Origin of the sequence: Parasedimentitalea psychrophila, from assembly GCF_030285785.1 — a bacterium.
Taxonomy (GTDB): Bacteria; Pseudomonadota; Alphaproteobacteria; order Rhodobacterales; family Rhodobacteraceae; genus Parasedimentitalea; species Parasedimentitalea psychrophila.
The window spans coordinates 3,029,154-3,042,927 of record NZ_CP127247.1 but is presented as its reverse complement, the minus strand read 5'-3'; the positions used below and the strand labels follow the sequence as shown (position 1 = coordinate 3,042,927).

The following is a 13,774-nucleotide window of genomic DNA, read 5'->3' as shown; positions in this document are numbered from 1 at the left end:
TAATCCGAGACTACTCCCCTGCAATCCGAGACTACTCCCCTGCCCGGCTCTGGCAATCCCTGCAAATAGAATGATTGCAGCAGAGACAAGCCCACAGGAGATATTTCAGATACCCCTCACCATCATTTGGGAGGGTATCGAAATGACTCTGTCCCATTCTTCAAACGTTAGGGCCGTTCGCGCCAGTTGGGCCGACAACGGCGAATGGCCACGGCGGCAACTTTGGTCAACCAGATCACGAGCTCAGTAACCACCCTGAACCAGAGGACCCCGCACGGCATGCGGAAAGGGAGAGCTGACAACAGTGACGGCTACCGGCTTTGATGATGTAACCGCCCCCAACGGCATCGATGTGCCAAGGTGGGTCTGCAATGATCCACAAGGGAGAGCGGTCATGTCGGAGATTATCACAGTCGGGCTCGATCTGACGAAGAATGTGTTTCAGGTTCACGGAGCTGACGGCGCAGGCCGAGCGGTGCTGCGCAAGACATTGCGGCGGACGCAGGTTCTGGTGTTTTTTAGCCAACTTCCACGATGCATCGTTGCGATGGAAGCCTGCGGCGGCGCTCATTTCTGGGGCCGCGAGATCGCCAAGTTGGGCCACGAGGTACGTTTGATCCCGCCAGCCTACGTCAAGCCCTTCGTCAAACGCCAGAAGAACGACATGGCTGAGGCTGAAGCGATTAGTGAAGCAGCTGCGCGCCCGTCGATGCGTTTCGTGTCGGTTAAAAACGAAGATGTGCAGGGCGCGGCCATGCCTTGCCCGGCAGTGGTTTGCTTGCAAACCATGAGAGGTGTGTTCCGGGTCCGTGAGTTGCTGATCCGGCAACGCACCCAGGTGATCAATGCGCGTCGTGTTGTAAACACGCTCTTGGCATGATGCGGCCACCCACTGCCCGGCAGGCGATTGCAACGCAATCAGCCGAGAGGAGGACGGAGTTCGGAGAGGTGATTCCAAAGGGGGCAGCGAATGCCGCACGCCTGATTGCGATCGTAGAGGACGCAGCAAGTGGCTTGCCCGACGAAGCTCGCCCAACATTGCTGGTCCTGATCGAGACAGAGACCCGTCTCGATGACCAGATCGGCAAACTGGATGCCGAGATCCGTCGACGCGCCAAGGAGAATGAGGTGGCGCGTCGGCTGATGACAATTCCCCCTCTCGGGCATGGAAACATACCCTGCCAGACAATGGGCATTAGACCGTTGATCGCCACGGCTTTGGTTGCCCTCGCTCCGCCCCACACTGCCGCGACAGCATTCGACAGGTGGAAAGCAGCGTCTTGGGGCGGGGCGACGACGAAGATGCCCTATCGGTGATGCCAGCATCACCTGCCGTGGGACAGGAGAGCGATCACTGAGGCGATTGCTGATCATTGGAGCCAACAGCGTTATCATAAAGCGGCATGTCCATCCATTGGCGCGGCCGGGCACATGGATGGACGGAATGTTGTTGCGCAAGCCACCGATGCTTGTGCGCGTGGCACTTGCTAACATCCCTCTCACACATGCTGCACATGTGTTGCCGGGCGATGGATGGCGCAACGGTCGTGAGACGGGATCGGGAGAACCAGTGTGCAACAGAGTGCCTACGAGCACGCGGCTTTGATCTGGACCCGACTTTCGAACACCATACGGGCCCGCGGCATGTATGACGCCGCACGAGAGGCCGGACATATGTCAGCACCTGACGACGCGTCAAAGTCAGCTCTGAAAAGACCTCTTGCGCATGGGGCGGTTACAGATGTTGCACAAACCGGCCTGAGGTTGGCCTCCCCCTTACCCCAGACGGATTTATCCTACGATAACAGTTTCGGGTATGCCAAGCGCAGTGAAGCCGTTGAGGATCGCGGCGCGAATTTGGATCTCGGCAACCTGGCGCTCGAAGTCCCGCGCAGAGAGGCGCTGACCGAGCAGTTTCACACAGTGCATTTTTGTCTCAATGCGCCAGAGCCGCAGAACCAGAAGCTGAAATCCAACCCGGAAAAAGAGAGGTGCTGGCCTGCGGCCAGCGCGCCATGGCACGCGTCAGCTATATGAAAAGCACACGCGCCAAGGCGCCGCCAACTCCCAAACAAACTGTCCCATATCACTCCGGGAAGCTGACCCATTTTGCACTGGGATTGACAAACGTCCGCTGGCGCCGGCACAGTGTGCTGAAGTCCGGCACCGTCCAATCCAGCCCGGCCAATTCCAGCAGGCGTTCCACAAACCCGGTCGCCTGCCGCAAAGGCAAACCGAACAGCACTTTGATGGTCAAGCATGCTTGTATGGCCGCATCGCTGTAGGCCTGCTTCAGGGCACGATGGTAATCCGACCAGTTCTTGGTCTTGTAAGTCGTTGGTGTCCAGCTGCTCATCACCGCCAGTTATCACACTGGATTCACAACATGAATCCATTCGACAGATTTGTGCAACAAAGCCGCGGCTACCAAGTCAGCCTGATGTAGAGGTTCCCAAGATGCCGAAGCCGCGGGAGTCGGTTATCTCCATACAGATTCCAGGAATCGCGCCGAAATCTCGTGCGCGCGCTCGGCGTCATCAACCAATCCCAGATAGCCGAAAAACCCGTGGATCATACCCCTGAACTCGACATGCTCGACCGACACATCTGCAGCCTTCAACTGCGCTGCATAGTCGCGGCCCTCCTCGCGCAGTACATCACATTCGGCGGTCAGGATCAGCGCGGGCGGCAGGTCGGCGTGCGAAGCTGCATTGTGCGGAGTTGCACGCCAATCGCCCCGTAGTTCAGGGTCCGGAAGATATCGTTCCATGAACCAGCTCACTGTGTCGGCTTCGAGAATCCCGTATCCTTTTCCATAGCGCGCGTAGGTCGGCGTGCCGCCACGATAGTCGATAACCGGATAGATCAGGACCTGCGCGGAAATAGCAAAGGCCGCATTATCGCGCGCCATCAAAGCGACCACAGCGGCCAGATTGCCACCGGCACTGTCACCGCAGACTGCCAGCCGGGCAGGATCAATGCGCAGGGCGTCCGCGTGATCAGCAACCCAGTGCGCCGCATCATACGCATCCTCAACAGCGGCGGGAAACGGATGCTCAGGCCCCATCCTGTAATCGACCGAAACCAGAGTGCAGCCGGTAGTGCGGGCCAAAAACCGGGCTGCAGTATCGTGCGTTTCGAGGCTGCCGAAGACATGACCCCCACCATGATAGAAGACTATGACTGGTGCCCGTTCCTCGGCGGTTGTTCTGTAAATGCGAACGGGGACATGGCCGTAACCAGGCCCGGTCGAGGTATTTTCGACCTTGAGAACATCAGGGGGCGGATAGTCTTCGCGCCTGGCAGCGGCCATTTTTTCGACCAAGGTTCTGGCAGCCTGAGTCGAAATACTCTGTACTTTTGGAATGCCCAGTTCGACGGTTCGGTCGATTATGGCCTGTATCTGCGGGTGAACGTCATCAGGCATATTCTTTTCGCTCTCTGTTTTCAGTTTGGGAAATCTAATTGCACGGCGGTGCCTTAAGCAAGTTGGTTATCTGCGCCAGTCAGGACGGGCAAGCGATGGCCGGGCTGGTGGCATTGCGCAAGTACAAGCAGTATGAGCCCAGAAATCCGCGTACAGGCTCTCATCCCCAAAATCCTCTTCGGGTGGCTTTGAAACCTGCTATTGTCGACACATGCGCATTCAAAATTGCAGAGTGTCGTTCACATGAATTGGTCGGCGCGACAGGCCCACTGCATTTTGGAGTTCAAAAATGAATGCAAACCTGCCCGCTGCACAGACACACGAGACAGAGACAAAGATTGAGCATTTCGACGTTTTGATTGTCGGGGCGGGCATTTCAGGGATCGATGCAGCCTATCATCTAGGCAAAAACCGGCCCGGATCAAGTTTTGTCATTCTGGATGCAAAGCCACAAATAGGCGGAACGTGGCACACACACACATTTCCTGGCATCAGGTCGGACAGCGATCTTTTCACGTTTGGCTTTAGTTGGAAGCCGTGGACCGGCGTTCCCATCGCATCCGCCGCAGAAATCCTTAACTACCTGGAAGAAGCCATCGAAGAAAACGACATTGGTCACAAAATCAGGTTCAACCACCAAATTGAAAAGGCAGAGTGGTCCAGCGATACTCAAAGCTGGACGCTATCAGTTCGGCGGGACGCGAATGCGCCCCCGGTGACACTGACCTGTGGTTTTTTGTGGATGTGTGCCGGGTATTTCCGCCACTCAGAAGGCTACACTCCGGACTGGCCAGGTACGGATACCTTTCGGGGCCAGATCGTCCATCCGCAGAATTGGCCGCAAGACCTCGACCATACAGGAAAAAACGTGGTTGTGATCGGCTCGGGTGCCACTGCGGCGACCATCGTGCCTGCAATGGCGGCAAAGGCCGCGCATGTCACAATGGTTCAACGATCACCTACTTACTATTATCCCCGGCCCATGATGGATGAGTTTAACGTGACGCTGAGTGCGTTGGATTTGCCGGACGTGTGGTATCATGAGATAATGCGCCGCAAGTTTCTGCACGAAAGCCAGATCACAGTGCAGCGTTCCAAAACTGAACCAGAGGTCCTCGCCGCCGAACTGATTGGTGCCGCGCGTAAATATCTGGGTGAGGATTTTGACGTAGACACTCATTTCACGCCAAGCTACCGCCCATGGCGGCAACGCATTGCGATGCTTCCGGACGGAGATATGTTTGTCGCGATCCGAGCAGGCAAGGCTGAGATCGTAACCGACCACATCGACAGCTTTACTGAAGTCGGCCTGCGCCTTGCTTCCGGCAAGCTTGTTGTGGCCGATATTATCGTGACAGCGACAGGTCTGAACTTAAACATGTTCGGTGATATTGAACTGGTGGTGGATGGCGAAACAATCAATCCGGCGCGGTGTTTTACACATCGAGGGATCATGTTCACCGGCCTTCCAAATTTTGCGACGGTTTTTGGGTACTTAAGGGCTAGCTGGACGCTACGTGCCGATCTGGTCTCGAATTACATATGCAGGCTGCTCGATCACATGGATACCGACGGAGCAAGCTCCGTCACACCAATGTTGCGCGATGAGGACCGCGACATGCAGGAAAGACCCTGGATTGATCCGGAGAACTTCAATGCGGGCTACATTATGCGCAGCCTGGACATTCTGCCCAGGCAGGGGGATCGCCAGCCTTGGGTGATGACCCAGGATTACTTCCAAGACCGGAACGATCTTCCATCAGCTGATCTTGACGACGGCTCTTTGGTATTTGGGCGGTCCAAAGTGCAGTACACGTAGACCGCACACCAGAATTGCCGCGTCTGATAATGGCTCTTCCAGACGACCCCTCCATCGTTTTCGTGTTAATCTAGTCCGGCAAGGGAATGAATTCGCCCTTATCGCTGGGAGGCAGCTTGAAGCGGCCGTGTTCCCAGTCGCCGGCCGCCCAAGCGTCCTTGGCAGCCTCGATTTTTTCTTTCGATGAAGCTACAAAATTCCACCAGATATGGCGCGGGCCGTTCAGAGTTTCGCCGCCCAGCAACATCAGCCGCGCACCGGCGGGGCCTGCTTTGACTGTAATGGCGTCACCAGGGCGGAATACCATCATCTGGCCCGATTGGAAGACATCGCCCGCCACCTCGATGCTGCCGTCTGTGACGTAGATCCCGCGGTCCTCGTGGTTGTCAGGCATGGGCAGCCTCGCACCCGCTTCGAGCACGGCGTCGGCATAGAACATTTCGCTGAACGTCTTGGTGGGCGCGCGTTCACCCCAGGCATCGCCGAGGATCAGGCGCACTTGCTTGCCTTCGCCTTCGATGAATGGCAGCGCGGTTTCCTTGTGATGCTCGAAATCCGCGTCGATGTCTTCGGCATGCTCTGGCAGGGCAACCCATGTCTGGATGCCGAACAGGCTGCTGGGGCCCTTGCGGGTCTGCGCACTGGTGCGTTCGGAGTGGGTCACCCCGTGGCCCGCTATCATCCAGTTCACTTCGCCGGGATAGATCATCTGATTGGTGCCCAGCGAGTCCTGATGCTGGAATTCACCTTCATAGAGATATGTCACTGTCGCGAGGCCGATATGCGGGTGCGGGCGCACGTCGATACCCTGTTGGGTGATAAATTCCGCCGGTCCCATCTGGTCGAAGAACACAAAAGGGCCGACCATTTGCCGTCTGGGCGATGGCAGCGCACGGCGCACTTCGAAGTTTCCAATGTCGCGGGCGCGAGGGACGATCAGCGTCTCGATCGCATCCATGTTATCCACGCTCGGGCAGGTCGGTTCAATTGCGGGGTTCCAGCTCATCTCATGTCCTTTCTGGTTGCGAGCAAAGATGTCGCCAGGGCGTTTGTCGTGGCGGTCAATTGGTCGATTGTCGCGGCCAGCATCTGCGCCTGTCGAGCGTCGGTTAGCCTTCCTGTGCAGAGCGGCAAGTCGAAGCGGCCCATAGTTATTTGCGCAGCATTTCGATGTGAGGCGTCAGGACGTCCCGATATTCCTCACCCCTTTTCGACCGACGTTAGAATAATTTGCCACTCTTCTTTGATTGATCCTGAATGCCGGATCTTGCCAGCGCGCCGATACCAGTACCCAGCATTCGCGTCATCGCCTTCGATCCGGTGAACTAGGGCATGCACCCAATCGAAAAGTGGCACACCCTCGTGCTCTTGACTGATCTGATGCGCCTTCTCCATTTCAGGACCTGGCCGAAAATTGCCTGCTCTGATCAAATCGAGTGATTCACAAAGTAACTCGTGGAACATGTGCTTTGCCTTAATCGTTTGTGGGCGCCGCATTCGATGGCGACCACGAGTAGCATAGCATTCATAGGCATGACTACCACACCCCGCGGCTCTACACCCACCAGCGCTTGCTAGAAACGGCCCGAAGTCGCCGTTCAACCTCTGATCTGTCTTCGACAATTTCCATCAGATCGCGCCGCTGACTGGCATTGAGACGATCAGGCCCCCAGTCGTCCGCTGCCCGGCAGGCGATTGCAAAGCAATCACCGAGAAGGGCCATGGGCCAGTTCCAACTCATCAAAGAAACGCGGCATACGCTTGTACAGCACGGTGATGCCGTCTCGGCAGGCTGCTTGCGCCAGAGTGATCCTCGTCCCTAAAACCGGGCAGTTTCACTATTGACCCTATGCGGCCATTTTCAAAGTTGTATCTTCAGCTCTGCAACAACGCCCATCAGATCGCTGGCGTTTGTCACGGCGTCGAGTGACCCGGGATATCATAACATTTCATGTGGCAACGAGGCTCATATTTCCAGAGTTTTCCCTCAATTCGGCCCCTTCCAGAGTTTAGTCGTAGCAAACTCCGTGCCATGATCCAGTTGCCCGAGCTAATATCCCTTCAAGCAGAACGAGACGCTTCGGGTATTGCTGAGCAAATAAATTGACTAATGTAAGTCTCAATGCGGGGCACGAAATCACAGACAGGGCAAGTATATGGAAGAGCAATTACATCAGCTGATTGAATGGTGGCAGGCAATTCACTCATTAGATTTAGTTCTGGCGGTTGCACTGCCGACAGCCATTTTGTTACTGCGCAGATGGCTCTCTGATCTCCTTATCTTGGGCATCATTGGCATAGTTCGGCGTTTTGGACTGTTAATCGAGCCGACAGCGCGTTCTAGCCTTCGCCCAGCTATGACTGGCCTGCTCGGAATGCTTGCGGCATTCCTCGGGATAAGCGTTCTTGATCTGCCGGGTGCCGCCGCTCTTATTGTTCTCAGTGTCCTTCAATCATTGTTGGTATTTGGAGTATTTTGGCTGATCAATGCGCTCATTCTTGTTCTATTGGAGCAAGCCAAGGTTATTGGCGTTCACCAAGGTCGCCTTCGGGGGTCTTGGATCTCCCAGATTGTCCGTTTCCTCCTTGTTGCTATAGCAGTTGTTGTGGTTCTGAATGTGTGGGGAATTGACCTTGGCCCGGCCTTGACTGGCCTCGGTATCGCGGGAGCCGCCGTGGCATTGGCTGCACAAGACCAGATCCGAAACTTACTCGCTGGATTCAATATTGCCGCTGAGAGGCGCTTTCGTGAGGGCGATTGGATCCGCATCTCGCAGGATGTTGAAGGAATTGTCGAAAAAATAGATCTTCGCTCCACTGTCATTCGCCGTTTCGACAATGGAACGGAACACATCCCCAACTCTGAACTGGCCAACAACTCTCTGTCCAATTTCTCCCGCAGAACAGCACGTCGTCTTCGGTGGACTATTGCGCTTACATATGGGACTGAAACTGAAACGCTGAACAGCATTTGCGAAGAGATCGCTAGCTACATTAATACGAGCGACCGGTTTGTTGGTCTCACCGAGGCAAACCTCTTCGTGCGCCTCTACGCCTTAGAAGAGTCATCCATTGATATTTTGGTTGATTGCTTTGTCGCTGCAAATGAGTACTCGGCTGAACTGGATGCACGGCACGAATTGATCCTTGCGATAAAGAAGATCGTTGAAGGCGCGGGCGCAGAGTTTGCGTTTCCGTCTCGCTCTGTTTACACGGAGAACAAAGCAACCGGGCTCGCGGGCAGCATCTAACAGACTGTTTTTAAGAACTTGAAGGCTTAGTTTGAGGTGCCAATTGCCGCTCCGAGACCAAAGACGATGGTCTGACTTGTATTCGGGCGCGGATCTCCAAAACTGCCATCGTTGTTCAAGTACTCTCCCACCCGCCGGACAACGTCCGGGGCATCGCTGAACTTACTGTGGCTGTACGAGCCGGTATCTTCGACCTGGCTCAAATCAATGACTGTTATCCCGGCCTGAATGAGTTCTTCTGCGTCTGTTTGTCCTACGCGTTGTATCCCCCCGGCGATCCGCTGGCTGAGCTTGAGTGCTTTGTCGTCGCTAGAGGTCAAAATCACTATTCGGCGTCTGTGCTCGGGCACCGCAGAAACCTGTGCTCGAAAGAGATCGAGATCAATGTCCGGCGAGGCGAGAACAATGTGTTCTAGTCGCCGAAGCTGACCAGGGTCACCTTCCCGCGAAATTAGACGCATCGCCTCCATTGCAACCACTGTTCCCATTGAATGAGCCACAACATCGTATCCTTCAATTGCGGTTAGATTGAGTGAGGAAACAAGTTCAACTAATGAATCGCGCGCGATGACAGCACTGTTGATGTCATAGAGATAATTCACGGCATGACCGCTAGACGCCCAGGAGAAAAGAAGCGGGACCCCCTTATAATCTGTATCTTCAACAAATTGAGCGAGCTGAAGCACTGCGTCGGACAACGTAGTGTTGTATCCGTGGACAAAGACAAGCAGGTCCTTGTTGCCAATAGAGCGTTTGCTTAGTTCCGCCGAAACTTGGGATCTGAACTCCGACTTTCCGGCCAAACGGATTGGATTTTCAACAACAAACTCTCTTCTCGGGTCCGGCGGAAATCTTCGCGCCCGCTCAAGTTTTCCGGTTTGATGTACTGGCGGAATGGTCACATCTACTTTGGCAAAGCCGAGTTTGCTGCGACTGGAATCATAAAAAACCCCGGAAGCGTCGGAAGGGGCACGTGTTGTTGCAATGAGGATTTGGTGCCGTCTTATACCGGGAACATCCTCTGACCTAACATTAGGGTTCTCTATGCCAATCAGAGGCGGCTCGGGCGCGCAGGCGACCAACAAAAGCATTGATAAGCAAACGACCATGCAAACAGTCGTTTCACTCTTCCAATTCTTTTTCCCGTCACACCCCAATGGACATCCCCAAATTTTCGTCGCCGGGAGTGTTGAACCGACAAGCACTTGATGCTTTCTGAAGGTCGTAACAGTCCAGACTGTTCGGATTTCTTCTCTTGGACTTCTTAGGTCTTGGTCAGACAGCCTGAGGTATGTTTGCCCAATCGAATTCTCAGGGTTGTTTACTCAGCCACGGTGAGCGAGGCCATCGGAAAACTTACGGTAGCTTTTGGACTAGCAAAGTCCAGAAACGGAGGTTTTTTAGGCGTCCGCTTTGTCAAAGTGCCGGTCAACACAGACACATCTACCCCCCATCATCGATCAGCTTGATCCAATCTGAGAAGGCGCCAAAAGTAAGTTCTGCACCCTCTAATAATTCTGCGCATTCAACCACCCGTCCTCCTGTAGAAGGCACGTTAGTCGATAAATTCCGTTGAAATATCAGAATAGCTTTTAAGTCATAGAGAAGGGAAACGTAGACGAAGTGATGCAGGTTACGTCAATGCAGCCTTTGCAGAATACTCGGACTTCGGCCTTCCCGACACCTGGAGGAGGTGACTGGACTATGTTGATCGTCCTTTCGATTTACGGAGTGCTTGTCTATTTGATTTTCGGCCGCTTCAAGCTTTTGCCTTGGAGCACGTCATGGAAGTCTGCTGTGGCAACCTTGGGGCTAATTATAGCCTTGGTCGTGTTAGGTGCTCTCAATTACCTCACTCCGTCTGGAACTGTGACCATCCACGGCGCTGCTATATCCGTAACTCCCAATGTGTCCGGAACGGTTGTTGAACTAAACGTGGCCCCCAACCTGCCGGTTAAGAAGGGCGACCTGCTCTTCAAAATTGACCAGGTTCCATTTGAGGCTGAGGTCCGACGGCTAGAGGCATCACTGGTTGAGGCAAAATCTGGAGAGGCAGGGCTGCAGGCTGAGCTTGAAAGTGCACTTTCTGAAATCCAAAGGCTGGAGGCGCAACTTGAATTTGGTTTCCAGCGCAGGGACGATGTTGTCGAACTTGCCGAGCGTGGAGCGGCAACCGGGTTTCGCATGCAAGAGTCGATTTCAACTATAGAACAGACAGAGGCCAGTTTGCGATCTGCTCAAGCCGTAAAACGCGGCGTTGAAATCCGCATTGGGTCCAGGATTGGCGGGGTCAATTCCGCAGTGGCTCAAGTGGAGCAGGCTCTCGTTTCCGCTCGTTGGAAATTGGAGCAGACTATAGTTCGCGCGCCTTCCGATGGTGTCGTCACCGCTCTTACTCTGCGCGCCGGTGATCGCGCGAACCAATTTTCATCTTCCCTTTCTTTTGTCCCAGATGAAGACCTTGCCATGACCGGCGTATTTTCCCAGAGTGGGGCACACGCGTTCCAACCCGGATCTGTTGTATTGGTCGCGCTAAGGACCCTTCCCGGCACTTCTTTTACTACGAAAGTCGAGGCGGTAATTCCGGCAACATCGGAGGGTACCTTGTCACCAGGTTCGCTACCAAGCATCGGACAGCTTCTTGGAACCAAGCATTTTGCGGTCCGGCTTGTTTTGCCACAGGACCTCCCTGACTACACAAAACGTTTGGGCACATCGGGAGCGGCAACACTCATCACTGACGAAGCCGGGCCGGTCGAAGCTTTGGCGCGAATTTTGTTCTGGCTGCGAGTGCAGTTCAACTACCTGTAAGAAGCGATTTTGACTCGAAAAGTTCCAAGAGCCTCCGGCATTGGAACTTTTGACAGCGGTTAGCAGTGAGCAATAACATCTCCCTGTCGACCAAACCATCCTAAGTCGTGGACAGTCGGTTTCCCCAAATTCTCACTAGTGTGCTGACTTTTGACCGGGTTGCCCTAATTCAAGTTGATGGTTTTTCCTCCTGGGGGCCATAGCTCAGGGAGGTCAAATACAACCATGGATGGTGAAGGGTTTGAAGCATGAATGCAATTTGGACAAGAATAATTGCTCTGGGAGCTGGAACCATCTTGGGCTTTGCACCGCTTTCGTCCATCGCGGAACCCTTGCCAATGCCCGGCCAAAGCGAGAGCGAATGGCGGTATACCCTGACACCCTATGCCTTTTTACCTGCCAGAACGTCGGGCACATCGACAATTGCAGGAACATCAGTGCCGTTGGACCTGGATTTCAAGGATGCCCTCGATCTATTGGATTTTGCGCTAGCCGCTACATTCGAGATGTGGCGCGGAGATTTTGGCATCATTGTTGATGCGAATTATGTCCAATTAGAAGCGGACGGATCATTACCCTCTCCACCTGGCGCGACCTTTGCAGTGGACATCCGGCAAAAGTGGTTGGGTGTGCTGGCCGCTTACCGGGTGGTAGACAGTACTTATGGGGTTCAAAACCAGCGCTATAGCATCGATCTGCAGGGTGGAGTCCGTTACAACTCCCTTAGGCAAACAGTCGACATAACAGTAGGGGCTGGTCCGTTGCCGCAATTGGGCGGTGATGAAGGCTGGTTCGAGCCGGTCATTGGTGCACGTGCCATGTGGCGGCTGAGCGAGAAATGGGCAGCGGCCGTTGCACTCGATCTGGGTGGATTTGGGGCTGGCGGCAACGATCTTCAGGTCGGGCTGAACGCTGGGTTTGACTATCAACTGTGGAAGAAAAATTCGCTCCGGTTCGGCTACCGCTACTACAGCATGGACTACAGCACCACTCTTGCCACAGGGCCGTTTGCTTATGATGTGAGCCAGCATGGTCCCTATCTTGGGGTGACCTTCAGGTTCTAGGTGTCAGCTTACCGTTCATTTCCCGGGCAGCAGCAACGTTGTTCAGTCATGATAGGCCGACTTGTGCCAAATAAATTCTTTAGGAGACTAAAATGAAAAAGAGGCATCTCAAGATCATTTCGTTAGTCGCCGGAGCAAGTTTCGCTTTTATTGCTAGCGGACTTCCAATTAATTTACTTGGGTTTTCCCACGGGTCCGAATTCGGAGCCGCTCAGGCCGCTGGCGGCGTGGTGGATGATCCAAACGGTACAGCACCCGATCGTTATGTCTATTACCCGGGAACCGAGGCACTGGCCGAGGGTGAGGTTCGCGTTGTCGCCTGCGGGACCGGAATGCCGGATCAACGGCGCGGCCAGGCGTCGGCTTGTTTCCTGTTTGAATTTGGCAATGGCGAAAAAATCATTTTTGACATTGGCTCAGGGTCGATGCGCAACCTGAATGCGCTGATGATCCCATCCGAATACCTGACCAAGGTATTTATAAGCCATTTGCATACAGATCACTGGGGCGATCTTGACGCTCTGTGGGCGGGGGGCTGGACATCCGGCCGTCCGGTGCCGCTGGAGGTTTGGGGGCCAAGCGGGCAGACTGAAGACATGGGCACCGCATGGGCAATTGACCATTTTCTCAAAGCATTCAACTGGGATTATCAGACCCGCGCTTTCAAAATTACGCCCGTGCCGGGGAATATTACCGTGCACGAATTTGATTATCGCAAAGAGAATGCGGTAGTCTACGATGAGGGCGGAATTGTGGTCCGTTCCATCCCGGCCATCCATGCTGGTGATGGGCCGGTGAGTTTTATTATCGAATATGCGGGGATGAAATTGGTGTTCGGTGGGGACACATCCCCCAACCGCTGGTTCGTTGAATTTGCCAAGGACGCCGATTTCGTGATCCACGAGTCCTTTGCAAGCCCCACTTTCTTTGCTGAGGATTATGGGCAACCCGCGCAACTTGCCTGGCGGGCGTGCTGCTCATTTCACACCTCGGGACCGTCATTCGGCAAGATCATGAGTGAAATCGAACCAGGACATGCGGTGGCGTATCATACCATGGAGGAGGCCCATGCGGAAATGGAAGGCTTGATCCGCACCACATATGACGGGCCTTTGTCAATCGCGATGGACATGATGGTCTGGAACATCACCAAAGACGGTGTGCGTGAACGTATGGCCGTGTCACCAGATCGTGCCAGCGCGGTCCCCGGACCAACGCGGCAACCACCGCCCGACCCCAACTGGCCAGATCCGACCAGCGAATTCATTGCTGCAGGCGAATGGGGCCCGGGGTTCAATGCCCAGAACGAGATGTTGGATGCGTTCAGCGAAGAGTATGGTCTTGAGGATCAAGACTGGCGCAAACAACGACCTTGGTACGAGCCGAATGAATGAGATTGGCT

The 13,774-nt window shown here is 54.6% G+C and carries 9 protein-coding genes and 2 pseudogenes; 6 read left to right on the top strand and 5 right to left on the bottom strand.

From position 1 onward, the window contains the following. Window positions 1-394: 394 nt before the first annotated feature. Window positions 395-1,606 (top strand): annotated as a pseudogene (locus QPJ95_RS14845) (IS110 family transposase). A 185-nt stretch (window positions 1,607-1,791) separates the two neighbouring features. On the opposite strand, the pseudogene QPJ95_RS24240 reads toward QPJ95_RS14845, so the two are convergent. Continuing rightward, window positions 1,792-2,356 (bottom strand): annotated as a pseudogene (locus tag QPJ95_RS24240) (transposase). 123 nt (window positions 2,357-2,479) lie between these two features. Then, window positions 2,480-3,427: an alpha/beta hydrolase gene (locus QPJ95_RS14830; protein ID WP_270920750.1), complete on the bottom strand. Its 948-nt coding sequence runs from the start codon at window positions 3,425-3,427 to the stop codon at window positions 2,480-2,482. 289 nt (window positions 3,428-3,716) lie between these two features. Between QPJ95_RS14830 and QPJ95_RS14825 the strand changes: the two genes are divergently transcribed. Further along, window positions 3,717-5,246 (top strand): flavin-containing monooxygenase, encoded by a 1,530-nt coding sequence (locus QPJ95_RS14825; protein ID WP_270920749.1) that lies wholly within the window; start codon window positions 3,717-3,719, stop codon window positions 5,244-5,246. Between the two features lie 70 nt (window positions 5,247-5,316). On the opposite strand, the gene QPJ95_RS14820 is transcribed toward QPJ95_RS14825, so the two are convergent. Next, the gene (locus tag QPJ95_RS14820) at window positions 5,317-6,252 is read right to left on the bottom strand and encodes a pirin family protein (protein ID WP_286018135.1); all 936 of its coding nucleotides are present in this window, start codon (window positions 6,250-6,252) and stop codon (window positions 5,317-5,319) included. 194 nt (window positions 6,253-6,446) lie between these two features. Then, a complete protein-coding gene (locus QPJ95_RS14815) occupies window positions 6,447-6,710 on the bottom strand; it encodes a hypothetical protein (RefSeq protein ID WP_270921102.1) in 264 nt (87 codons plus the stop codon). Window positions 6,711-7,402: 692 nt separating this feature from the next. Between QPJ95_RS14815 and QPJ95_RS14810 the strand changes: the two genes are divergently transcribed. Further along, the gene (locus QPJ95_RS14810) at window positions 7,403-8,497 is read left to right on the top strand and encodes a mechanosensitive ion channel family protein (RefSeq protein WP_270921100.1); all 1,095 of its coding nucleotides are present in this window, start codon (window positions 7,403-7,405) and stop codon (window positions 8,495-8,497) included. Between the two features lie 26 nt (window positions 8,498-8,523). On the opposite strand, the gene QPJ95_RS14805 is transcribed toward QPJ95_RS14810, so the two are convergent. After that, a complete protein-coding gene (locus QPJ95_RS14805) occupies window positions 8,524-9,588 on the bottom strand; it encodes an alpha/beta hydrolase (protein WP_270921099.1) in 1,065 nt (354 codons plus the stop codon). A 613-nt stretch (window positions 9,589-10,201) separates the two neighbouring features. Here QPJ95_RS14805 and QPJ95_RS14800 point away from each other — a divergent pair. From QPJ95_RS14800 to gntH, 3 genes are all read left to right on the top strand, one after another. Further along, window positions 10,202-11,308: an HlyD family secretion protein gene (locus QPJ95_RS14800; protein ID WP_270921098.1), complete on the top strand. Its 1,107-nt coding sequence runs from the start codon at window positions 10,202-10,204 to the stop codon at window positions 11,306-11,308. 248 nt (window positions 11,309-11,556) lie between these two features. After that, a complete protein-coding gene (locus QPJ95_RS14795; protein WP_270921097.1) occupies window positions 11,557-12,372 on the top strand; it encodes an outer membrane protein in 816 nt (271 codons plus the stop codon). A gap of 92 nt (window positions 12,373-12,464) precedes the next feature. Next, the gene (gene gntH, locus QPJ95_RS14790) at window positions 12,465-13,766 is read left to right on the top strand and encodes a guanitoxin biosynthesis MBL fold metallo-hydrolase GntH (protein WP_270921096.1); all 1,302 of its coding nucleotides are present in this window, start codon (window positions 12,465-12,467) and stop codon (window positions 13,764-13,766) included. Window positions 13,767-13,774 lie beyond the last annotated feature (8 nt).

Bases quoted from the DNA above. Each gene is read 5' to 3' on its own strand.
- QPJ95_RS14800 (WP_270921098.1), top strand. From the start codon at position 10,202: ATGTTGATCGTCCTTTCGATTTACGGAGTGCTTGTCTATTTGATTTTC.
- QPJ95_RS14810 (WP_270921100.1), top strand. From the start codon at position 7,403: ATGGAAGAGCAATTACATCAGCTGATTGAATGGTGGCAGGCAATTCAC.
- QPJ95_RS14830 (WP_270920750.1), bottom strand. From the start codon at position 3,427: ATGCCTGATGACGTTCACCCGCAGATACAGGCCATAATCGACCGAACC.
- QPJ95_RS14795 (WP_270921097.1), top strand. From the start codon at position 11,557: ATGAATGCAATTTGGACAAGAATAATTGCTCTGGGAGCTGGAACCATC.
- QPJ95_RS14820 (WP_286018135.1), bottom strand. From the start codon at position 6,252: ATGAGCTGGAACCCCGCAATTGAACCGACCTGCCCGAGCGTGGATAAC.
- QPJ95_RS14805 (WP_270921099.1), bottom strand. From the start codon at position 9,588: ATGCTTTTGTTGGTCGCCTGCGCGCCCGAGCCGCCTCTGATTGGCATA.
- QPJ95_RS14815 (WP_270921102.1), bottom strand. From the start codon at position 6,710: ATGTTCCACGAGTTACTTTGTGAATCACTCGATTTGATCAGAGCAGGC.
- QPJ95_RS14825 (WP_270920749.1), top strand. From the start codon at position 3,717: ATGAATGCAAACCTGCCCGCTGCACAGACACACGAGACAGAGACAAAG.
- gntH (WP_270921096.1), top strand. From the start codon at position 12,465: ATGAAAAAGAGGCATCTCAAGATCATTTCGTTAGTCGCCGGAGCAAGT.